An 18857-nucleotide genomic window follows, 5' to 3' on the forward strand; every position below is an offset into this window, starting at 1 on the left:
CAAGCCTTGCCCCCTCACCCCAGCCCTCTCCCCCAGGGGAGAGGGAGCCAAGGTCGGGCGCCTCTGCCCTCAGCCCGAAATGGCCAGGCGCTCGGAGCGGTAGAGCTGCATCGTCACCAGGGTGGCAACCAGCGCGGCCAGCGACGTTCCGGCCAGGCACAACGCCAGCGGCACGGCGGCCACACCTTCGCCGCGCACCAGGTCCAGGATGCCCAGGTGCTGGCCCAGCAGCGGCACGGCGTACATCCAGTTCTGCGGCTTGAGCGGCATCACCATCAGGGCAATGCTCGGCAGGATCGGCACCATCATCAGCACCGACAGGTAGGTCTGCGCCTCGCGGTAGCTCTTGGCGAACGCCGCCACCATCGACTGCAGCGCGCCCAGCAGCACGATCAGCGGCAACTGCAGCAGCAGCACGTAGAGCGCGAAGGATGCCCCCAGGTGCACTTCCATGCCGAGCTTCTCGGTCGGGATGAGGCCGCCGACCACCGAGAAGGCAATCAGGCAGATCACCAGGCTGGCGGTGGAGAACGCGCAGATCGCCGCCAGCTTGCCGAGGAAGATCTTCCAGCGCGGCACCGGGTTGGCGAACAGCGGTTCCAGTGACTGCCGCTCGCGCTCGCCGGCGGTCAGGTCGATCGCCAGGTACATGCCGCCGATGAAGATGGTCAGCACGAACAGGTACGGCAGCATGTTGAACATCAGCACCGCACGCGACTGCGCGGTGGCTTGGTCGCGCTTGGCCACGACCACCGGCGAGCCCAGCACCGGCGACAGGCCGCGCGCGATCAGCCGCATCGCGCCCTGCTGGCGGGAATAGCCCTCCACCAGCCTGGTGACCCGTTCGACCGGCGTGCTCGAATCGCGCTGGGAGGAGTCGTAGATCAACTCCACCTGCACCGGCTCGCCCTTGCGCCAGGCTTTCGGGTAGTCCGGCGCGATGCGCAGCACCAGATCCGCCTCCTGGTCGCGCACGGCGCGTTCGGGATCGGCCAGCGCCGGCTGCGGCACCACGCCGCCAGCCTTGAGCGCGCCGACCAGGTTGGGCGCGTACTGCGCGCCGATCACGGGGACCTTGAGCGGCTGCTCGGCCTTGTCCAGCTCGCGGTTGATGGTGACGGTGATGATCATCACGAACAGCAGTGGCGTCAGCAGCGGCCCCATCAGGAAGGCACTGGTCAGCGTGCGGCGGTCGCGCAGGTTCTCGCGCACCTCCTTCAGGAAGACCGTCAGGAATGCGCGGCTGCGGCGCAGCGGGTGGTTGTCCATCTTGTTCATGCGGCCAGTCCTTCTTCGCTGCCGATCAGTTTCACGAAGGCTTCTTCCAGGTTCGCCTCGCCGGTCTGCGCACGCAGCGCGTCGGGTGTCTCGTTGGCCACCACACGGCCATGCGCGATCACCACGATGCGGTCACACAGTGCGGCGACCTCCTGCATGATGTGGCTGGAAAACAGCACGCAGCGGCCCTCCGCCTTGAGCTTCAGCATGAACTGCCGTAGCGCGCGGGTGGCCATCACGTCCAGGCCGTTGGTCGGTTCGTCCAGGATCACGTTGCGCGGATCGTGCACCAGCGCGCGGGCGATTGCGGTTTTCACCCGCTGGCCCTGCGAGAAGCCTTCGGTGCGGCGGTCGGCGATGTCGGCCATGTCCAGCGCCTCGATCAATGCATCGCGGCGGCTGCGCACCTCGTCGTCAGGCAGGCCTTGCAGGTGCGCGAAGTAGTCGATGTTCTCGCGCGCGGTCAGGCGCTTGTACAGTCCGCGCGCATCAGGCAGCACGCCCAGGTGGCGACGCACGGTGAGCGCATCGGTCGCCGCGTCGACGCCGTCAATCAGCACCTGGCCGCGGTCGGGCGTCATCAGCGTGTAGAGCATGCGCAGCGTGGTGGTCTTGCCGGCGCCGTTGGGGCCGAGCAGGCCGGTGATTTCGCCGTCGCGGGCGGTGAAGCTGACGCCGTCGACGGCTTTGACCGCGCCGAACGCCTTGTGCAGGTCCTTGACCTCGATCATGGGGTCGCTCCGTTGAAGTCGATGAACAGCGGGGTCGGTTGCAGGCGGTCCAGGCAGCTCGCGTCGAGCTTCTTCGGATCGAGCTTCTCGACGAAGTTCTTCACCAGCGTGGGCATGCAGCCGGCGGCGATCACGTTGTGGCCCTGGCCATTGAGCACCAGGTGACGGCCGTTGGAGAGGCCCCGGAGCACTTCCTCGCCGTAACGCGGCGGCGTCACCGGGTCGTACTGGCCCGAGAGCAACAACGTTGGAATGGCAGTCTTCAGTGGCTCGTGGAAATCGGTCGGGCGCGTGCCGTGCGGCCACACCGAGCAGATCGCCTCGAGCGTATCGATCATGCGCGTGCCCAGGATGGTGTTGGCGTCCTGCGGGCGCGGCTTGAGCAGGTCGGCGTCCTCGCTGCAGATCACCGAGGACTGCATGCCGCCGTTCATGGTGTCGGCCAGGTCGCCGCTGATCAGCTTGGCCTGGCCCAGCAGCGGGCCGACGTCGCCGTGCGCGGCCGCGTCGATCGACAACGGCAGCAACGCGGCGGTAATGGGCGAGTAGGCGAACAGGCGCACCACGCTCGCCAGCGCGTCGTCGCTCAGGGTGCGCTCGACGCTCTGGTAGGTCTGCGGATCGCGGAAGCTGACCTTGTGCGGATTGGCGCGCAGCGCATCGCGCAGCTGGTAGAGCGTCTGGTACGGATCGCCGAAGCGCGCCTTGCAGGTCGGTTCGGCGGTGCAACGGGCGAACTGCGCCTTGAGCGCGTCGTCCAGGTTGCGCGCGAAGTCCTCGCCCAGCACCAGCTCGTTCGGCACCACGCCATCGAGCAGGATGCTGCGCACCGCGTCCGGATGATGCATCGCGTACTGCTGCGCCACGCGGGTGCCATAGGACACGCCGACCAGGTCGAAGGCCGGCGCGCCCAGCGCCTGGCGGGCGTCTTCCAGGTCGGCCACCGCCGCGGTGGTGGTGTAGTAGCGCGGATCGGCCTTGGCCTGCACTTCCTTCAGGCAGGTGGTGACCTGCGCACGCAGGCGCTCGGCATCGAAGCCGGCGACCACGCCGGCCTTGTCGTTCGTGTCGGCCGCCTTGCAGTCCAGCGGATTCGACTTGCCGGTGCCGCGCTGGTCGATCAGCAGCACGTTGCGGTGGGCGACCAACGGCTGCAATGCCGGCGCCACCATCGGCCAGGTTTCGGTTGCCGCCTGGCCGGGGCCGCCGGCAAGGAACACCAGCATGTCGCCGGCGGGGACGTCTGCCTCGGAGCGGATCACCGCCAGGTTCAACGTGATCTTTCGGCTGCCCGGATCGTCGCGGTTTTCCGGTACGTCGAACGGTGCGCACCAGGCGGCTGCGGACAGGCCGCTGTCTGGCCGGCCCAGTTCGCACGCCGTCAGCGTCAGCCGACCCAGCTTCCAGGTATGCGGCCGGGCCGGGGCCTGGTCCTTCGCCGGCGCGGTCGCCACGACCGCGTCGGCTTCGGCCGCCGTCGGCGCATGCGGATGAAACTGCTTCCACGCCAGCAGGCCAAGCCCGCCGGCGACCACCACGATGCGCAACACGGTGCGCGCTTTCAAAGCCATGTCCTCAACTCCCTTCCCTTCCCACGGATGATTTCCAGCCAGCGCCCAAGTTTCGGCGCAAGCCCCCATTCGACATCCACCCCGGCCCGCTTGCCGGATGCGACCAACGCCGCAGGCACCCGCGCCGCCTCACGCGCGGCCGCGGCCGACCAGGCAGGCATGCGCGCGCAAACCAGCAGCACGAGCGCGGCGACGATCACGGCGGTACGGTGTCCCACGCGACCTCCTACAGCGACCAGTAGCGGTAGCGCAGCCGTGCCCACAGCTGCGCCAGTACGTAGCAACCGAACAACGCCAACGGCGCCGCGGCGAACGGCACCACGACCAGCTTCAGCGAATGCAGGAAAAACATCGCCAGCACCGTGCCCGTACCGGCGATGAAGGCCAGCACCATCGCCTCCATCTCCAGCCGGCGGCGCATCTCGTCCATCAGCTGCATGTGACGGAACTCCGCCCAGCCGGTCCAGGCGTAGCTCGCCATCAGCACGGTCACGGCGATCAGCTGGCCGCTCGGCGGCAGCTGCCGCGCATACCGCTCGAACAGCACCACCACGATCAACATCACCGTGGTCGGCAACCAGAGCCGGCTCGCATAGCGACGCAGCAACCTGTTCATGCCCTTCTCTCTCCCTATCCTGGTGTGTCGGTCGGCTCGAAGATCACTTCGATCGGCCGCCCGAAAAGCCGCGCGATCTTGAACGCCAGCGGCAGGCTCGGGTCGTACTTGCCGGTCTCGATCGCATTGACGGTCTGGCGCGAGACGTCCAGCCGCTCGGCCAGGTCCGCCTGCGACCAGCCCTGCTCCCCGCGCAGGTCGCGTACCTGGTTCTTCATCGGCGCCGCAGCCTCGCCATGGATCGCATGCGCACGGTTCAGCCCCCGCGGCGCAAGCGGCGCCACACGAGGATCGCCAGCACCACCAGCACGCCGGGCAGCAGGCCAACCAACAGGCCCGCCCCAAAATCGTCCAGTCGCCCGCGCCACCAGGCCACGCCCAGGACCATCAACGCCAGCACGGCCAGCAACAGGAGCTGCCAACCCATCGAGGTCCCCTCGCAGGCGGCACTCCCTCCGTAATGGCGCACCAGCAGCCACCACCGGGCGGCGCCGTAAGCAAGCATGGTCACCGGGAATACCCAGATCAGGATGCTGCCGTCGAGCCGAAGAACACCGGCGGCCGCCAGGAACCCACCGACCAGGCTGAGCGCGCCGAGCAGGGCCGTGGAGGCGCCCAGCGCCACCAGGTGCACGCGCTGCTCGAACTCGTCGCTGGCGCCGATCCGCCGGGCCATCAGACCGATCACGAACAGCATCGGCAACACCGGCACCACCGCCAGCAACACCTTCAGCGGCACGCTGGTGGCGGTCCGGCTGAGTGGCCAGACCAGCAGCATGGCGGCCATGTAGATCACCATCGCAATCGACAACTGGCGGCGGTAATCCGGTTCAGGAAAGCGGCTCATGGAGGAGTTCGTGTCAAGTAAGCTTGACAAAAGCGTAGGGCGCTACACATCGGCGTGTCAAGCACGCTTTACAAACTCACAAGAACGCGGCTTCCCCTGGTGAAAGGACTGTGAAAAAATGAGAACCGTGTCACATACGTCAACTAAGTGACACGACGCGGCAGTTGGGGGACCTGCCGCGTCAAGACGCCAAATCCTTGGCTGCTGCAGAACCCGCGCGCTGGAAGCGCCATGCAGCTTCAATCCCCGGCAAACACCCGCCTGTGTGCGTGCTGCCCAGCCGCTTGGCACGGCTGTTGCGAAGCGGACCCGGCACTAGCCCTTTCCCGGAGAAGACCCATGCTGTTCAAGAAGACCTTGCTCGCTTCCGCCCTGCTTGCTCTTGGCGGGTTTGCCGTCAGCGCCTCGGGTGCCAACAACCCGGCCTCCACGTCCTTCCAGGTCAAGCTGAAGATCAACAAGGCCTGCTCTGTCACCACCAGCGGCGCGCTGGATCTGGGCACCGTCGACGCCAATTCGGCCGGCGACGTGACGCAGAACGCCAGCAACATCGACGTCAAGTGCTCGAAGACCACCGCCTACAAAATCGGCCTGACCCCGAGCTCCACGAACACGGACGGTACCGGCCTGATGGCCGGCACGGGCGCCAATGCCGACAAGATCGCCTACGCCCTCTATCAGGACAACGCCAATACGGTGTGGGGCAACGTCGCCGGCACCAACACCAAGAACGACACCGGCAATGGCACCACCCAGAACTTCACCGTCTACGGCAAGGTTCTGAGCAGCAGCCTGAACGTCGCGCCCGATACCTATTCGGACACCGTTTCGGTCGACGTGACCTACTGAGCATCCGATGTTGCGCCGTTCCTTCCTGCGCGCGCTGTGGTGCGCCGGCCTGATTCTGGCCGGCGCCAGCGCGTCGGCCAGCGGCCTGCAGGTCGCGCCGGTCTCGCTGACCCTGCAGTCCGTCCAGCGTGCCGACGGCTTGTGGTTGAGCAACACCGGCACCGGCAAGGTGCACGCGCAGGTGCGCGTGTACCGCTGGACGCAGGTGGACGGTACGGATCAGCTCACGCCCTCGCAGGAACTGGTAATCAGTCCGCCCATGCTCGGCATCGAGCCGGGGGACCGGCAGCTGGTGCGGGTTATCCGCATCGGCGCGCCGCCCTCAGGCAGTGGCGCCGCCGAGGCGGCCTACCGGTTGGCGATCGACGAGTTGCCGGTCAAGGACAGCGGGCAGAAGGGCCTGCAGTTCGTACTGCACTACTCCGTCCCGGTGTTCGTCCAGCCACAGGGCGCGGCAGACGTGGCGCCGGTTCTGCACTGGACGTTGCAGCGCGAAGGCGACCACGCAGTGCTGGTGGTATCCAACAGCGGCACCGGCCATGCGCAGCTGGCCGAGATCGACTACGTCAACCAAGCCGGCAACCGTACGGCGATCGCCGCCGGCTTGCTGGGCTACGTGCTCCCGGGCGCCACCATGCGCTGGACACTCAAGCAGTCGGCGACGGTTTTCGCCGGAACCGGCACGCTGGAGGCAACGATCAATGGCGCGAAGGCCACGCAAACGATCTCGCTGGCCGATCGCGCTCGCTGAGTCGCTGTTGCTGCCCTGCCTGATCGCCACCGCCCCGCGTGCGATGGCGGTCGACCTGGACAGCGGCGCCAGCACGGCCGATGGGGCGGTACTCTCGTTCGGTCCGGCGGGCGCGATGGCGTCCATCGAGGCCACCGATCTCTACCTCGACCTCACTCTCAACGGCATGCACCGCGGCCTGGTGCACCTGGGCTACCGGGACGGCAAGTTGTTCGCTTCGCGCCAGACGCTGGAGCAACTGGGTATCGCGTTGCCCGCCGATGGGCCGGACCCGGTCCGGCTGGACAGCCTGCCCGGCGTGCAGGTGAGCTACGACGCACAGCAGCAGACGGCCACGCTCACCGTGCCGCTGAAGTTGCTGCACCTCGAAACCAACGTGATCAACACGCGGGGACGCCCGACACCCCATGCCAGCGCTTCGCCCGGCGCGCTGGTCAACTACAACCTTTACGGCACCCACGATACGCAGGGCAACGCGACTGCCAGCGCCTACACCGAGCTGCGCCTGTTCGGCGGCGCCGGCGTGCTGAGCAGCACGGGACTGACCCAGGCCAGCCGCGCCGAAGGCGACTGGCACGGCCACTCGGTGCGCCTGGACACCACCTGGACCCGTTCGTTTCCCGAGCACCTGCTCACGCTGGCGGTGGGCGACACGCTCACCGGGGGAACCTCGTGGTCACGCCCCACACGCATCGGCGGCGTGCAGATCGGCACCAACTTCGCGCTGCAACCCTACCGCGTCACGGCGCCCCTGCCGCAGTTTCTCGGCCAGGCGACCCTGCCCTCGCAGGTGGAGCTGTATGTCGAGGGCATGAAGCAGTACACCGGGCAGGTGCCGGTCGGCCCGTTCCAGCTCAACGCGGTGCCGGGCATCAATGGCGCCGGCAATGCCCAGCTGGTGCTGACCGACGCCCTGGGCCGCGTCACCACCATCGACTTCGCGTTGTACGGCGCCCAACAAATGCTGCAGCAGGGCCTGACCGACTGGTCGGCCGGATTCGGTTTTGTCCGCCAGGATTATGGCCTGCGCTCGTTCTCCTATGCCCGCGATGCTATGGCCAGCGGCAGCTGGCGACGCGGCCTGACCGACCAGTTCACCGCCGGCGCGCACGCCGAGGTGACAAAGGGTCTGGCCAATGCCGGCGTGGGCGGCGACTGGCTGCTCGGTACCGCCGGCGTGTTGTCCGGGTCGGTGGCGCGCAGCAGCGATCACGGCCTCGGTGGCTCGCAGCTGAGCCTGGGCTACCAGTGGATCAACAACCGCTTCAACTTCAGCGCGCAGGGCATGCGCAGCAGCAGCGGCTACCGTGACGTGGCCGCGCTGTACGGCAGCCCGTCGCCTCGAATGAGCGCCAGCGCGCAGGCCGGCATCAGCACCGGCACGTTCGGCAACTTCGGCATCAGCTACGTACACCTGCGCTACCTGGACCAGACCAGCCGCTACGCCAGCGGCTACTGGTACCGCTCGATCGGCCGCATGGCCTCGCTCAGCCTGAACCTCAACCAGAACCTGGACGACTCCCGCGACCGCAGCGTGTTCCTCAGTTTCAGCGTGTCGCTGGACGACCGCACCTACCTGAGCACCGGCCTGGATCATCAGGGCGGCGGCAACATGGTCGACGCCAGCATCACCCGTTCGCTGCCCACCGAGGGCGGCTTCGGCTGGCGCGCCCAGACCCAGCAGGGCGAGGGCAACCGCACCGGTCTGGCCGAGCTTGATTACCTGGGCCGCCACGGCCAGGCGCTGGCGGGCGTCACGCGCTTCAGCGGCGACAGCACCGTCTACGCCGGCGGCAACGGCGCCCTGGTGTTCATGGGGGGCAGCACGTTTGCCGCACGCAGCATCTACAACGGGTTCGCCTTGGTCTCCACTGACGGTATCCCGGACGTGCCGGTGAAACTGGAGAACAACCCGATCGGTCACACCGACGAACAGGGGCTGTTGCTGGTCACACCGCTGAACGCCTACCAGAACAACAAACTCAGCATCGATCCGATGCAGTTGCCGGCGGACGTACGCGTCGGGCGCGTCGACGTGCAGGCCACGCCGACCGATCGCGCCGGCACGCTGGTGAGTTTCGGCCTCAAGCCGATCCGCGCCGCTTCGGTTTTGCTGCGCGACACCGCAGGCAAGCCGTTGCCGCTGGGCAGCCAGGTGCGCGTGCGCGGCCAGGCAGGCGAGTCCGTACTGGTCGGCTTCGACGGCGCGGCCTATCTGGACACGCTGGACGAACACAACGTGCTGGACGTGAGCCTGCCCGAGGGCGGCAGCTGCAGCACCGGCTTTGAATATCGCCAACAGGGGAACGGCATCCCGCAAATCGGGCCGCTCACCTGCATCACGACGAGGGTGCCATGAACCGCTTGTTGCTCTGCTGCCTGGTGTTGATAGGTGGCCTCGGCCTGATGTGGGCGCCTTCCGCGCAGGCCGACGTCACCTGCCAGAGCGGCATCCAGAATGGGGGCATCAACTTCGGCAACGTCGATCCCTCGCAGTCCACTGCGGTGGATGTGCCGGTCACCATCAACTACACCTGCCGCAACACCGACAACCAGGATGCGCAGCTGACGCTCTGCTTCAATATCGGCTACGGCTCAGCGGGCGCGGCCGCCGACGGCAACCGGCAGATGGCCGGCGCCGGCGCGTCCCGCCTGGAGTTCCAGCTCTACCGCGATGCGGCGGGTGGCTATATCGCCGGCTCCATCGATGAAGCCACCATGCCCCAACCCGCCCGGGACGTGTTCACTGTTCCACGCAAACGCTGGGGAGCGCCCGGCACCTACAGCGGCACGGTCAACATCTACGCCCACCTACCCGGCAACCAATCGAGCCCGGTAGGCTCCTACAACGCCAGTTTCACCCCCAAGCTCACGGGCAACTTCGGTAACGTCAGCTGCCTGAACGACAGCTACGACGACGGCATCAGCACGATGAGCCCGTTCACCGTCCAGGCAACCATCAAGCCGTCGTGCAGCGCCGTCACCGCTACCGACTTGAGCTTCGGCCAGAGCACCGGCTTGTTGACGGCAAACATGGACGGCACCTCGGTCATCAGCGTCACCTGCGTCAATGGGACGCCGTATCGGGTGGGCCTGAACGACGGCACCAGTGCCAGCGGCACCGCGCGGCGCATGAAGTTGAGTACGGGCAACGATTACGTCACCTACGATCTGTATCGGGACAACGGATACAGCCAGCGATGGGGCAACACGCAGGGCACCGATACCGTCGCCGGCACGGGGAGTGGCTTCAGCCAGCAGATCGCGGTTTACGGCCGCGTGCCCCCGCAGGTCACGCCGACGCCGGGCAGCTACGCCGATACCGTCACGGTGTACGTCTACTACTGACGGGGCGGCAGCGCTGGCCGATCAGTACACGACGCGAACCACTACCTGGTCTTCATAGTCACCGGTCGGCACCCGCTGGCCGGCCGGCACCGAGCCTGACAAGGCCAGGTGGATGGGCGTGCGCCCCAGTCCCTTGACGTGGATAGCCTCGCCCTCCCGCCAGGGGTTGCCGTTGGCGCGCACTTCGTAGGCCACCCGGTCGCCGTTGGGACTCTGCAGCGTGCGGTTGCCTTCCAGGTAGACGGCCGCCGGTGTGCCGCGGGCGCAGGTGACGTCGATCGCACCCGGCATGGCGGTGCCCGTGGACGGGCCGCCGGAAGCATAGTCGGCCAGCGCCAGCGGTTGGGTCTGCACGCTGCAGGAAGCCACCACCCTGAGCGAGACCCGCAGGGTGGCCGAGGCCTGGTCGGCGGTCGCCGGACCGGCCGACAAGACGAGCAGGGAGGCGGCCAGGCCACCAACCATCCACTTGCAAAGCCGATTTGCCATTCCGCGACCCTCGATACGACCGGGTATACCCGGCAGCTAAAGGTGCTTTCGGCAGCTTGCGCGCGCCCTTTATGGCACGCGACGGACTTCCGCCTGAAAGCGTGAGGTGCGTCACACTTTTGACGGACCTTGGCCTCAGTGCGGTGTAGTGGAGCGTCGGTTAACAGGCTGTGCTGGTGGCGTACTTATCGTCGCGACCAAGTCGAACTTGAAGAGGCGCGGCTTGCCTGGAATGTCGGCAGGGCGGCTGTTGCTCTGGCCTGGACGAAGAAGCGCCAGCGCGCCCACGCTCCCCGCAAGCCTTGCCCCTCACCCCAACCCTCTTCCCCATCTTCGACAAAGCCGGGGGAGCGCGCGCATAGCGCAAACGTGCCCTACTCAGCGCGAGGAGATGTATTTCTCGCGGCGGATCTGCGCGACCGGCAAGCCATATTCCTTCAGTGCGATGAAGGCGGCATCGACCATGTTGGGGTTGCCGCACAGGTAGGCGATGTCGCGGTCGGCGTGCGGGGCCAGCTCGGCCAGGACGGTCTGCACGTGGCCGCTGCGGTCGTGCGGGCGCGGTACGGCACGAGGCTGGCGGCTGAGGCAGCCGTGGAAGGTGAAACCGGGGTTTTCCTTCGCGAAGGCCTCGAATTCCTCGCCGTAAAGCAGTTCCGCCTCGCTGCGGGCGCCATAAAGCAACACCACTTCGCGGTCGCCCTTGGCGAGCAGCTGGCGGATCAGCGGGAGCATCGCGCGGTAGGGCGTGACGCCGGTGCCGGTGGCCAGCAGCAGGTAGCGCGGATGGGTGTCGCCAGGCTGCAGGCAGAAGCGCCCGTACGGCCCGCTCGCCTCGATCGTCTCGCCGGGCTGCAGATTGCCCAGCAGTTTGGTGGCGGCGCCGCCTTCGACGTAGCTCACGGCGATCTCGATGCGTTGCACCGGCGCACTGCCGTCGCCCACCGTGCCCACCGAATAGCTGCGCTTGGTCGCGGTGCCATCGTCGTAGTGAAAGTGCACCTGCAGGAACTGCCCGGGCTGGAAGGCCAGCGGCTGTCCGTCGGCGCGCTCGAACACCAGGTGGCGCACGCTGGGGGCAAGCATGAAACTGTCGACGAGACGAAGAGTGAAGTGGTCAGCCATGGGATTCCGGAGCGCGGGGCACGTCCGGCGTGACCGGGCGGCAGGTAAACGGGCCCGTATAATAAAGGGCTGGCCCCCACGGTGCAGCCCATGTCCCCTGTTCCCGCACTCGTCGTCGACAATCTGCGCAAGACCTACGGCAACGGCGTCGAAGCCCTCAAGGGCGTCTCGCTGACCGTGCAGCAGGGCGACTTCTTCGCGCTGCTCGGCCCCAACGGTGCGGGCAAGTCGACGCTGATCGGCATCCTTTCCTCGCTGGTCAACTCCACCGGCGGCGATGCGCGCATCTTCGGCGTGTCGGTCAACCAGCAACGCAACGAAGCCATGAAGCTGATCGGCCTGGTGCCCCAGGAGATCAACTTCAACCAGTTCGAGAAGCCCTTCGACATCTGCGTGAACGAGGCCGGCTTCTACGGCATCCCGCGCAAGCTCGCGGCGCAGCGCGCGGAGAAATACCTGAAGGAGCTGCGCCTGTGGGACAAGGCGCAGCACCAGGCGCGCATGCTCTCCGGCGGCATGAAGCGGCGCCTGATGATCGCCCGCGCGATGATGAACGAGCCGAAGCTCTTGATCCTGGACGAGCCGACCGCCGGCGTGGACATCGAGATCCGCCGCTCGATGTGGCAGTTCGTCAGCGGCATCAACGCGGCCGGCACCACGGTGATCCTCACCACGCACTACCTGGAGGAAGCCGAACAGCTCTGCCGCAACATCGCGATCATCGATCACGGCACCATCGTGGAGAACACCACGATGAAGCGGCTGCTGGCGACGCTGGACGTGGAGGCTTTCATCCTCGATGTGGTCGCCGCGCCGGACACGCTGCCGACGCTGCCGGGCGTGGTGCTGCGCCGCGTGGACGACTACACGCTGGAGGCGGAGATGGCGCGCGAGCATGACCTCAACTCGTTGTTCGCCACGTTGTCTGCGCACGGGGTGACGGTCAAGTCGATGCGCAACAAGACCAACCGGCTGGAGGAGCTGTTCGTGCGGCTGGTCGAGAACGGGCGCGACAAGGCGGCCTGATCTCAAGCTCCCTGCCCGGGCGTTGCCGGGACAAAAACGTCATCCATTCCTCTTCCGGCATTCCGGACGGAAGAAGCAAAGGACCAAACATGAGCAACACCACCGCCAACCTGGTCGCCCTGCACACCATCGTGCGCCGCGAGATCGTGCGCATCATGCGCATCTGGACGCAGACCCTGATCCCGCCGGCGATCACGATGACGCTCTACTTCGTCATCTTCGGCAAGCTGATCGGCAGCCGCATCGGCACCATCCAGGGCGGCTTCAGCTACATGCAGTACATCGTGCCGGGGCTGGTGATGATGAGCATCATCACCAACAGCTACGGCAACATCTCCAGCTCCTTCTTCGGCGCCAAGTTCAGCCGCGCGGTGGAGGAGATGCTGGTTTCGCCGATGCCCAACTGGGTGATCCTGCTCGGCTACGTCACCGGTGCGGTGACGCGCGGACTGGTGGTCGGCGCGCTGGTGCTGGGGATTGCGCTGTTCTTCACCTCGCTGCACCTTGCGCATCCGCTGATCACCTTCTTCTCGGTGCTGCTGGGCGCGACGATCTTCTCGCTGGCCGGCTTCGTCAACGCGGTCTACGCCAAGAAGTTCGACGACATCGCCCTGGTGCCGACCTTCGTGCTGACCCCGCTCACCTACCTCGGCGGCGTGTTCTATTCGGTCAACATGCTGGGCGAGCCGTGGCAGGCGATCTCGCGCGCCAATCCGATCCTGTACATGGTCAACGCGTTCCGCTTCGGCGTGCTGGGCATCAGCGACGTGCACATCGGCGTGGCGTTCGTGGTGATGCTCGCGTTCGTCGCCGGGCTTTCGATCGTGGCGCTGCAGCTGCTCAAGCGCGGCGTGGGCCTGCGTTCCTGACCGACCTGCCATGCGCGTCAACAAGTACATCAGCGAGGCCGGCCTGTGCTCGCGCCGCGAGGCCGACGAGTGGCTCATTGCCGGGCGCGTCACCATCAACGGCGAGGTGGTCGGCACCGGCGCCAAGGCGCTGGAAGGCGACGAGGTGCGCGTCGACGGCGAACTGGTGCGCATGCGCGTGCTGGCCGCCACGCCGTCGGCGAAGAAGGCCACCTACATCGCGCTCAACAAGCCGGTCGGCATTACCTGCACCACCGACCAGAGCGTGGCCGGCAACATCGTCGATTTCGTCGACCACCGCGAGCGCGTGTTCCCGGTCGGGCGGCTGGACAAGGATTCGGAAGGGCTGATCCTGCTGACCAGCAACGGCGACATCGTCAACGAGATCCTGCGTGCGGAGAACCGCCACGAGAAGGAATACCTGGTCGCCGTGAACAAGCCGGTGACCGACGCGTTCCTCGCCGGGATGGCGCGCGGCGTGCGCATCCATGGCCAGATGACGCTGCCGTGCAAGGTACGCAAGATCGCGAAATTCGGCTTCGGCATCGTGCTCACGCAGGGTCTGAACCGGCAGATCCGCCTGATGGCCGCAGCCTTCGACTACCGCGTGACCCAGTTGCGCCGCGTGCGCATCGACAACGTACGGCTGGGGCACCTGCGGGCGGGGCAGTGGCGCAACCTCACCGATGCGGAGCTGAAGGGCCTGTTGCCTGGCCGCACGCAGTGGTGAGCGCCTTGTAGGAGCGCACCTGTGCGCGACCGCGGCGCATGTCGGTCGCGCACAGGTGCGCTCCTGCAAAGACTCAACGCTTCACCTCACCGACCCGGAAGCGACAGACGTGCCCGCCGCGGATGATGCACTCCATATGGTGAATACGCCGGCCGCTGGCCGCCTCCATGTAGGCCAGATCGAACTTGCATACTTGCGGCACGCTGCGGGCCAGCGCGTGGAACACGCAGTTGAAGGCTTCCACCTGCGGCTCCTGGCCGTGCCTGGCGACCACCGCCTCGTAGCCCAGCGCATCGAGCTGGCTGGCCAGCCGCTGCACGACGTCGTCGTGGCTGGCTTCGGGCGGTAGCGGCACTTCGTGGCCGCCGAGCGTGTGGCCCAGGTCCTGCAGCATCTCCTCCAGCGCGGCCGGGCCGTAGCGCTCGCGCAGCTTGCCCAGCAACGCGGTGCCGAGCAGGCCGTAGTTGCGCGGGAACAGCCCGCGCCCGTTCTCGGTGAGCCGAAAGCGCGCCTGCGGCCGGCCACCGGTCGCCCGCGCCTGCCCGCGTTCGACGAAGTCGCGCGCGAGCAGGGCGCTCAGGTGCTGGCGCACCGCGTTGTGGCTGATGCGCAGGCGCTCGCACAGCTCCTCCACCGAGCAGCCCTCCGGCGCCATCAGCAACTGGCGCAGCAGGCGCTGCTGGGTCGATCCGAGCCGTGCGAGTGCGCTCATGCTCAGGCGGCCTTGTCCGGGAACTGCTTGGCGATCGCCGCCGCCAGCGCATCGGAGATCACGTCCATGTGCGCCTGCATCGCTTGCCAGGTGGACTGCTCACCTTTCATGTCGCCGGCCATGATTTGCTGGATCTGGGTCGCGTGGTGCGCCACGTGGGCGGCCAGCAGGCCCTGCACGGCGTTCTGGGGCAGGTTCGGGTTGGCGCCGGCGAGGAATCTGGCGATCTCGGTGGCGTTGGACTGCAGGTCGGCCATCGCCTTGCGCTCGGCCGCCGCGTCGTTTGCGGCGCGCGCATCGGTCAACGCCTTGACGCCGCCCCAGTGGCCGGCGAGCAGGTCGAGCATGCGCGCCCCGGCCGGCTTGCCGTAGAAGCCGCCGACCGCATCGGCGATCTGCCTGGCATTGGCGACCACCGCGTCGGCCGCAGCCTTGGCCTTGGCGCTGTCATGCGCATGTACCGCCAGCGCGTAGTCGCGGGTGTGCACGACGTGGCCGTGCCAGAGCGCGCGCAGCGCGGCGTCGAGCTTGGGTGCGGCGGGGACGGCGGACATCGGGGTGTCAGCCGGCGTGGCCAGGGCGGGGGTTGCCGCGGCAAAGGCGGCGGCGAGGACGAGGGCGGACAGGCAGATGGAAGGTTTCATGGTCGGTCTCCAGAGGGCCGTCGCGGGTGCGACGGCGGCAGTCTGGGCCGTTCCGGTTTACGCGCAATAGGCGTATGTGTAAAGGCCCGTTTGAGCCGGGTTGCCTGCTTCGAGGTCCGCGCGCCGCGGCGTACGCTCGCCAGGACCAGCTGGCAATAGGCAGGCAATGCGGCGGTGAAGGGTGTGCAGGAGCGCCGCGCCGAATGCCGGGCGGCACTGGATCGAGCGGACGCCCTTGGCCCCGCACAGCGCTAAGGTAAGAGCCTTTCACCGTGGACACGCGCCCATGCTTCTTCGCCGTCGCCTGCTTCTCTGCGCCCTGCTCCCCTTTGCCGGCACGGGCCTCGCCACCGAGCTCCCAGCCCAGCCGGTCGAGCACCCGGAACTGCATGCCCTCGCCCAAGCGCCGAGCGAAACCGAGCTGCGCGCCACGATCACCGCACTGGTCGGCTTCGGCACCCGCCACACGCTCTCCGAGACCCGCTCGGGTACCCGCGGCATCGGCGCGGCGCGGCGCTGGGTCAAGGCACGCTTCGAGCGCATCGGCCAGGACTGTGGCGGCTGCCTGGAGGTGATCACGCCCTCGCAAAGCTTTACCGGCGAACGCGCGCCCCGGCCGGTCGAGGTCATGGACGTGGTCGCCATCAAGCGCGGCAGCAGCGATCCGGACCGCGTGATCGTGATCACCGGGCATCTGGATTCGCGCGTCACCGATGTCATGGACACCACCCACGATGCCCCCGGCGCCAACGACGATGCCTCCGGCGTGGCCGCACTGATCGAAGCGGCGCGGTTGCTGTCCAGGCAGGACAACCGCGCCACCCTCGTGTTCGCCGCACTTTCCGGCGAGGAACAGGGACTGTATGGCGGCAAGGTGCTGGCCGACTACGCGGTGGCGCACGGCTGGCGCGTGGAGGCCGAACTCAACAATGACATCGTGGGCAACAGCCGTGGGCAGAACGGCGTACACGACAACACGGTGGTGCGCGTGTTCTCCGAGGGCACCAGGAGCAACGAGACGCTGAAGCAGGCGGCCTACCGCCGCTATCACGGCGGCGAAGTCGATTCGCCCTCGCGCAACCTGGCGCGCTTCATGGACCGCCTGGCCGAGGCCTACCTGCCCGACTTCGACGTGCGCATGGTCTACCGCACCGACCGTTACGGCCGTGGCGGCGACCAGGTGCCGTTCCTGCAGGCCGGCTTCCCGGCGGTGCGGGTGACCGAGGGCCACGAGGATTACACCCGCCAGCACCAGGACCTCAGGCCTGGCTACGGCGACACCCTCGACGGCATCGACTTCCGCTACCTGGCCCGCGTCACCGCGCTCGACGCCCTCACGATGGCGGCCTTGAGCCGCGCTCCTGCGCCGCCCGGCGCGGTCGACATCAAGGGCGCGCTGGCGACCGACACCACCGTGAGCTGGCACAAGGTGCCCGGGGCGGCCGGCTACCGCGTGCATTGGCGCGACACCACCGCACCCCTCTGGCAGCACGCGCGTGCGGTCGGCGACGTGGACCACGCCGTACTTGAGGACGTGGTGATCGACGACTGGTTCTTCGGCGTGTCGTCGCTCTCGGCCGACGGCTACGAAAGCCCGGTGGTGTTCCCGGGCGACGCCGGAAGCTTCGAGCGCTCGCCCCCGGTCGCGGGACAGAAAAGCACGCCATAGCACGGCCTCCAGGCGCGCGCCCCCGTGCGCGACCGCAGCGTGAGAGACGTCAGGCAGCCGGTCGAGCGGACCGTGCCTGCGTGGCGCTTCGACCCGGACCCATGCTCGGCCAGGCCTGCAGCGGCCTGTGCGTGCGCCCTACGGGTTCACTGCCCTGCCGGCCGGGTGCGCCAGCCCTCGATCGGCCGTTCTCAACCGCGCCCGTACACATCCTCGAAGCGCACGATGTCGTCCTCGCCCAGGTAGCTGCCCGATTGCACTTCGATCAGCTCGAGCGGCAGCCGCCCCGGGTTCTCCAGCCGATGTTTCACGCCCAATGGGATGTAGGTGCTCTGGTTCTCGGTCAGCGTGAGCACCTCGTCGCCGCGGGTGATGCGGCCGGTGCCGCTGACCACCACCCAGTGTTCGGCACGGTGGTGGTGCATCTGCAGGCTCAGGCTGGCGCCCGGCTTGACCGTGATGCGCTTGACCTGGAACCGGTCGCCCACGTCGATCGAGTCGTAGCTGCCCCACGGGCGGTAGACCTTGCGGTGGCTGGCCGGCTCGCCCCGGCCTTCGGCCTTGAGCCGCGCGACAATGCCCTTGACGTCCTGCACGCGGTCCTTGTGTGCGACCAGCACGGCATCGGCGGTGTCGACCACCACGACGTCCTCCAGGCCCAGCAGCGCGACCAGGCGACCCTCGGCCCAGGCCAGCGTGTCGCGGCAGTCCTGCGCGACCACGTCACCGTGGTGCGCGTTGCCCTCGCCGTCCTGCTCGGCCACCTCCCACAACGCCGACCAGCTGCCCAGGTCATTCCAGCCCACGTCGATCGGCAGCACGGCGGCCGCATCGGTGTGTTCCATCACCGCGTAGTCGATCGAATCGGACGGACACGCGGCAAAGGCGGCCTTGTCCAGCCGCACGAAGTCGGCATCGCGCGCGGCACCCTCGATCGCGGCGCGGCAGGCGGCCAGCATCGCCGGCTGCTGGCGCGCGAGTTCGGCCAGGTACACCGACGCGCGGAACAGGAACATGCCGCTGTTCCAGAAGTACTCCCCCGAGGCGACGTACTGCTGCGCCGTGGCCGCGTCCGGCTTCTCCACGAACTGCGCCACCCGGCGCACGCCTTCACCCACGTCGGCGCCGGCGCGGATGTAGCCGTAACCGGTCTCCGGCCCGCCGGGCACGATGCCGAAGGTGACCAGCCGCCCCTGCGCCGCGGCCGGCTCGGCCTGACGCACGGCGGCCTGGAACGCGGCTGCATTCTTGATCACGTGATCGGACGGCAGCACCAGCAGCAGTGGATCGGCGCCCTCGCGCGTCGCCTGCAGCGCGGCCACGGCGATCGCCGGCGCGGTATTGCGCCCGACCGGTTCAAGCAGGATCGCCGAGGGCACGCAGCCGACCTGGCGCAACTGCTCGGCCACCATGAAGCGGTGCGCCTCGTTGGCCACCACCATCGGTGCGGACGACGCCAGCGGCGCGATGCGCAGCCAGGTCGCCTGCAGCATGGTGTCCTTGCCTGCCAGCGGCAGGAACTGCTTGGGATACGACTCGCGCGACAACGGCCACAGGCGCGTACCCGAGCCACCCGAAAGAATCACCGGAATCATCTACGTC

The 18857-nt window shown here is 67.8% G+C and carries 20 protein-coding genes; 8 read left to right on the forward strand and 12 right to left on the reverse strand.

The annotated features are described in order from the left end of the window. Nucleotides 1–69: 69 nt before the first annotated feature. The 7 genes from ACFWZ3_RS07840 to ACFWZ3_RS07870 are packed head-to-tail and all read right to left on the reverse strand — an operon-like array spanning nt 70 to nt 5043. The gene (locus tag ACFWZ3_RS07840; protein ID WP_439707180.1) at nt 70–1278 is read right to left on the reverse strand and encodes an ABC transporter permease; all 1209 of its coding nucleotides are present in this window, start codon (nt 1276–1278) and stop codon (nt 70–72) included. After that, the gene (locus ACFWZ3_RS07845; RefSeq protein WP_439707181.1) at nt 1275–2009 is read right to left on the reverse strand and encodes an ABC transporter ATP-binding protein; all 735 of its coding nucleotides are present in this window, start codon (nt 2007–2009) and stop codon (nt 1275–1277) included. Before ACFWZ3_RS07845 ends, ACFWZ3_RS07840 begins: the two co-directional genes overlap by 4 nt. Next, nucleotides 2006–3580 carry an alpha/beta hydrolase gene (locus ACFWZ3_RS07850; RefSeq protein ID WP_439707182.1) on the reverse strand — a complete coding sequence of 525 codons (1575 nt, stop codon included), beginning with the start codon at nt 3578–3580 and terminating at the stop codon, nt 2006–2008. The genes ACFWZ3_RS07845 and ACFWZ3_RS07850 overlap by 4 nt, the downstream gene beginning before the upstream one ends. Continuing rightward, on the reverse strand, nt 3571–3798 hold the full coding sequence (locus ACFWZ3_RS07855; RefSeq protein ID WP_439707183.1) for a hypothetical protein: 228 nt from the start codon (nt 3796–3798) through the stop codon (nt 3571–3573). Before ACFWZ3_RS07855 ends, ACFWZ3_RS07850 begins: the two co-directional genes overlap by 10 nt. An 8-nt stretch (nt 3799–3806) precedes the next feature. Continuing rightward, the gene (locus ACFWZ3_RS07860; protein ID WP_439707184.1) at nt 3807–4196 is read right to left on the reverse strand and encodes a hypothetical protein; all 390 of its coding nucleotides are present in this window, start codon (nt 4194–4196) and stop codon (nt 3807–3809) included. Between the two features lie 14 nt (nt 4197–4210). Next, nucleotides 4211–4414: a helix-turn-helix transcriptional regulator gene (locus tag ACFWZ3_RS07865; RefSeq protein WP_439707185.1), complete on the reverse strand. Its 204-nt coding sequence runs from the start codon at nt 4412–4414 to the stop codon at nt 4211–4213. 38 nt (nt 4415–4452) lie between these two features. Beyond that, complete coding sequence (locus tag ACFWZ3_RS07870) at nt 4453–5043, reverse strand: hypothetical protein (RefSeq protein WP_439707186.1); 591 nt, start codon at nt 5041–5043, stop codon at nt 4453–4455. A gap of 339 nt (nt 5044–5382) precedes the next feature. Between ACFWZ3_RS07870 and ACFWZ3_RS07875 the strand changes: the two genes are divergently transcribed. The 4 genes from ACFWZ3_RS07875 to ACFWZ3_RS07890 are packed head-to-tail and all read left to right on the forward strand — an operon-like array spanning nt 5383 to nt 9991. Continuing rightward, nucleotides 5383–5892: a Csu type fimbrial protein gene (locus tag ACFWZ3_RS07875; protein WP_439707187.1), complete on the forward strand. Its 510-nt coding sequence runs from the start codon at nt 5383–5385 to the stop codon at nt 5890–5892. 7 nt (nt 5893–5899) lie between these two features. Then, nucleotides 5900–6643 (forward strand): fimbrial biogenesis chaperone, encoded by a 744-nt coding sequence (locus ACFWZ3_RS07880; protein WP_439707188.1) that lies wholly within the window; start codon nt 5900–5902, stop codon nt 6641–6643. A gap of 7 nt (nt 6644–6650) precedes the next feature. Continuing rightward, nucleotides 6651–9002: a fimbria/pilus outer membrane usher protein gene (locus ACFWZ3_RS07885; protein WP_439707189.1), complete on the forward strand. Its 2352-nt coding sequence runs from the start codon at nt 6651–6653 to the stop codon at nt 9000–9002. After that, entirely contained in the window at nt 8999–9991 is a 993-nt protein-coding gene (locus ACFWZ3_RS07890; protein WP_439707190.1) for a Csu type fimbrial protein, read from the forward strand. Before ACFWZ3_RS07885 ends, ACFWZ3_RS07890 begins: the two co-directional genes overlap by 4 nt. A 21-nt stretch (nt 9992–10012) precedes the next feature. Here the strand turns inward: ACFWZ3_RS07890 and ACFWZ3_RS07895 are convergent, their stop codons facing one another. Together ACFWZ3_RS07895 and ACFWZ3_RS07900 are read right to left on the reverse strand one after the other, a co-directional pair. After that, nucleotides 10013–10480, reverse strand: coding sequence for a spore coat protein U domain-containing protein (locus tag ACFWZ3_RS07895; protein ID WP_439707191.1), 468 nt, complete (start codon nt 10478–10480; stop codon nt 10013–10015). 378 nt (nt 10481–10858) lie between these two features. Beyond that, on the reverse strand, nt 10859–11605 hold the full coding sequence (locus ACFWZ3_RS07900) for a ferredoxin--NADP reductase (protein WP_439707192.1): 747 nt from the start codon (nt 11603–11605) through the stop codon (nt 10859–10861). Between the two features lie 90 nt (nt 11606–11695). On the opposite strand from ACFWZ3_RS07900, the gene ACFWZ3_RS07905 reads away from it, so the two are divergent. The 3 genes from ACFWZ3_RS07905 to ACFWZ3_RS07915 all read left to right on the forward strand — a co-directional run bounded on the left by ACFWZ3_RS07905 (nt 11696) and on the right by ACFWZ3_RS07915 (nt 14230). Next, entirely contained in the window at nt 11696–12631 is a 936-nt protein-coding gene (locus ACFWZ3_RS07905) for an ABC transporter ATP-binding protein (protein WP_439707193.1), read from the forward strand. A gap of 89 nt (nt 12632–12720) precedes the next feature. Beyond that, nucleotides 12721–13500, forward strand: coding sequence for an ABC transporter permease (locus ACFWZ3_RS07910; protein WP_439707194.1), 780 nt, complete (start codon nt 12721–12723; stop codon nt 13498–13500). A gap of 10 nt (nt 13501–13510) precedes the next feature. Then, a complete protein-coding gene (locus ACFWZ3_RS07915) occupies nt 13511–14230 on the forward strand; it encodes a pseudouridine synthase (protein ID WP_439707195.1) in 720 nt (239 codons plus the stop codon). A gap of 73 nt (nt 14231–14303) precedes the next feature. On the opposite strand, the gene ACFWZ3_RS07920 is transcribed toward ACFWZ3_RS07915, so the two are convergent. Continuing rightward, on the reverse strand, nt 14304–14942 hold the full coding sequence (locus ACFWZ3_RS07920; RefSeq protein WP_439707196.1) for a helix-turn-helix transcriptional regulator: 639 nt from the start codon (nt 14940–14942) through the stop codon (nt 14304–14306). Between the two features lie 2 nt (nt 14943–14944). Beyond that, the gene (locus ACFWZ3_RS07925) at nt 14945–15586 is read right to left on the reverse strand and encodes a hypothetical protein (protein ID WP_439707197.1); all 642 of its coding nucleotides are present in this window, start codon (nt 15584–15586) and stop codon (nt 14945–14947) included. Nucleotides 15587–15872: 286 nt separating this feature from the next. Here ACFWZ3_RS07925 and ACFWZ3_RS07930 point away from each other — a divergent pair, with 286 nt between their 5' ends. Next, nucleotides 15873–17255, forward strand: a complete 1383-nt coding sequence (locus ACFWZ3_RS07930) for a M20/M25/M40 family metallo-hydrolase (protein ID WP_439707198.1) — start codon at nt 15873–15875, stop codon at nt 17253–17255. Nucleotides 17256–17446: 191 nt separating this feature from the next. On the opposite strand, the gene ACFWZ3_RS07935 is transcribed toward ACFWZ3_RS07930, so the two are convergent. Further along, nucleotides 17447–18850, reverse strand: coding sequence for a mannose-1-phosphate guanylyltransferase/mannose-6-phosphate isomerase (locus ACFWZ3_RS07935; RefSeq protein WP_439707199.1), 1404 nt, complete (start codon nt 18848–18850; stop codon nt 17447–17449). Nucleotides 18851–18857: the final 7 nt, after the last annotated feature.

It is taken from the genome of Frateuria sp. GZRR35, from assembly GCF_051900415.1.
In the GTDB taxonomy this organism is placed as follows: Bacteria; Pseudomonadota; Gammaproteobacteria; order Xanthomonadales; family Rhodanobacteraceae; genus Frateuria_A.

Bases quoted from the DNA above. Each gene is read 5' to 3' on its own strand.
- ACFWZ3_RS07840 (WP_439707180.1), bottom strand. From the start codon at position 1,278: ATGAACAAGATGGACAACCACCCGCTGCGCCGCAGCCGCGCATTCCTG.
- ACFWZ3_RS07845 (WP_439707181.1), bottom strand. From the start codon at position 2,009: ATGATCGAGGTCAAGGACCTGCACAAGGCGTTCGGCGCGGTCAAAGCC.
- ACFWZ3_RS07850 (WP_439707182.1), bottom strand. From the start codon at position 3,580: ATGGCTTTGAAAGCGCGCACCGTGTTGCGCATCGTGGTGGTCGCCGGC.
- ACFWZ3_RS07860 (WP_439707184.1), bottom strand. From the start codon at position 4,196: ATGAACAGGTTGCTGCGTCGCTATGCGAGCCGGCTCTGGTTGCCGACC.
- ACFWZ3_RS07865 (WP_439707185.1), bottom strand. From the start codon at position 4,414: ATGAAGAACCAGGTACGCGACCTGCGCGGGGAGCAGGGCTGGTCGCAG.
- ACFWZ3_RS07870 (WP_439707186.1), bottom strand. From the start codon at position 5,043: ATGAGCCGCTTTCCTGAACCGGATTACCGCCGCCAGTTGTCGATTGCG.
- ACFWZ3_RS07875 (WP_439707187.1), top strand. From the start codon at position 5,383: ATGCTGTTCAAGAAGACCTTGCTCGCTTCCGCCCTGCTTGCTCTTGGC.
- ACFWZ3_RS07880 (WP_439707188.1), top strand. From the start codon at position 5,900: ATGTTGCGCCGTTCCTTCCTGCGCGCGCTGTGGTGCGCCGGCCTGATT.
- ACFWZ3_RS07890 (WP_439707190.1), top strand. From the start codon at position 8,999: ATGAACCGCTTGTTGCTCTGCTGCCTGGTGTTGATAGGTGGCCTCGGC.
- ACFWZ3_RS07895 (WP_439707191.1), bottom strand. From the start codon at position 10,480: ATGGCAAATCGGCTTTGCAAGTGGATGGTTGGTGGCCTGGCCGCCTCC.
- ACFWZ3_RS07900 (WP_439707192.1), bottom strand. From the start codon at position 11,605: ATGGCTGACCACTTCACTCTTCGTCTCGTCGACAGTTTCATGCTTGCC.
- ACFWZ3_RS07905 (WP_439707193.1), top strand. From the start codon at position 11,696: ATGTCCCCTGTTCCCGCACTCGTCGTCGACAATCTGCGCAAGACCTAC.
- ACFWZ3_RS07910 (WP_439707194.1), top strand. From the start codon at position 12,721: ATGAGCAACACCACCGCCAACCTGGTCGCCCTGCACACCATCGTGCGC.
- ACFWZ3_RS07915 (WP_439707195.1), top strand. From the start codon at position 13,511: ATGCGCGTCAACAAGTACATCAGCGAGGCCGGCCTGTGCTCGCGCCGC.
- ACFWZ3_RS07920 (WP_439707196.1), bottom strand. From the start codon at position 14,942: ATGAGCGCACTCGCACGGCTCGGATCGACCCAGCAGCGCCTGCTGCGC.
- ACFWZ3_RS07925 (WP_439707197.1), bottom strand. From the start codon at position 15,586: ATGAAACCTTCCATCTGCCTGTCCGCCCTCGTCCTCGCCGCCGCCTTT.
- ACFWZ3_RS07930 (WP_439707198.1), top strand. From the start codon at position 15,873: ATGCTTCTTCGCCGTCGCCTGCTTCTCTGCGCCCTGCTCCCCTTTGCC.
- ACFWZ3_RS07935 (WP_439707199.1), bottom strand. From the start codon at position 18,850: ATGATTCCGGTGATTCTTTCGGGTGGCTCGGGTACGCGCCTGTGGCCG.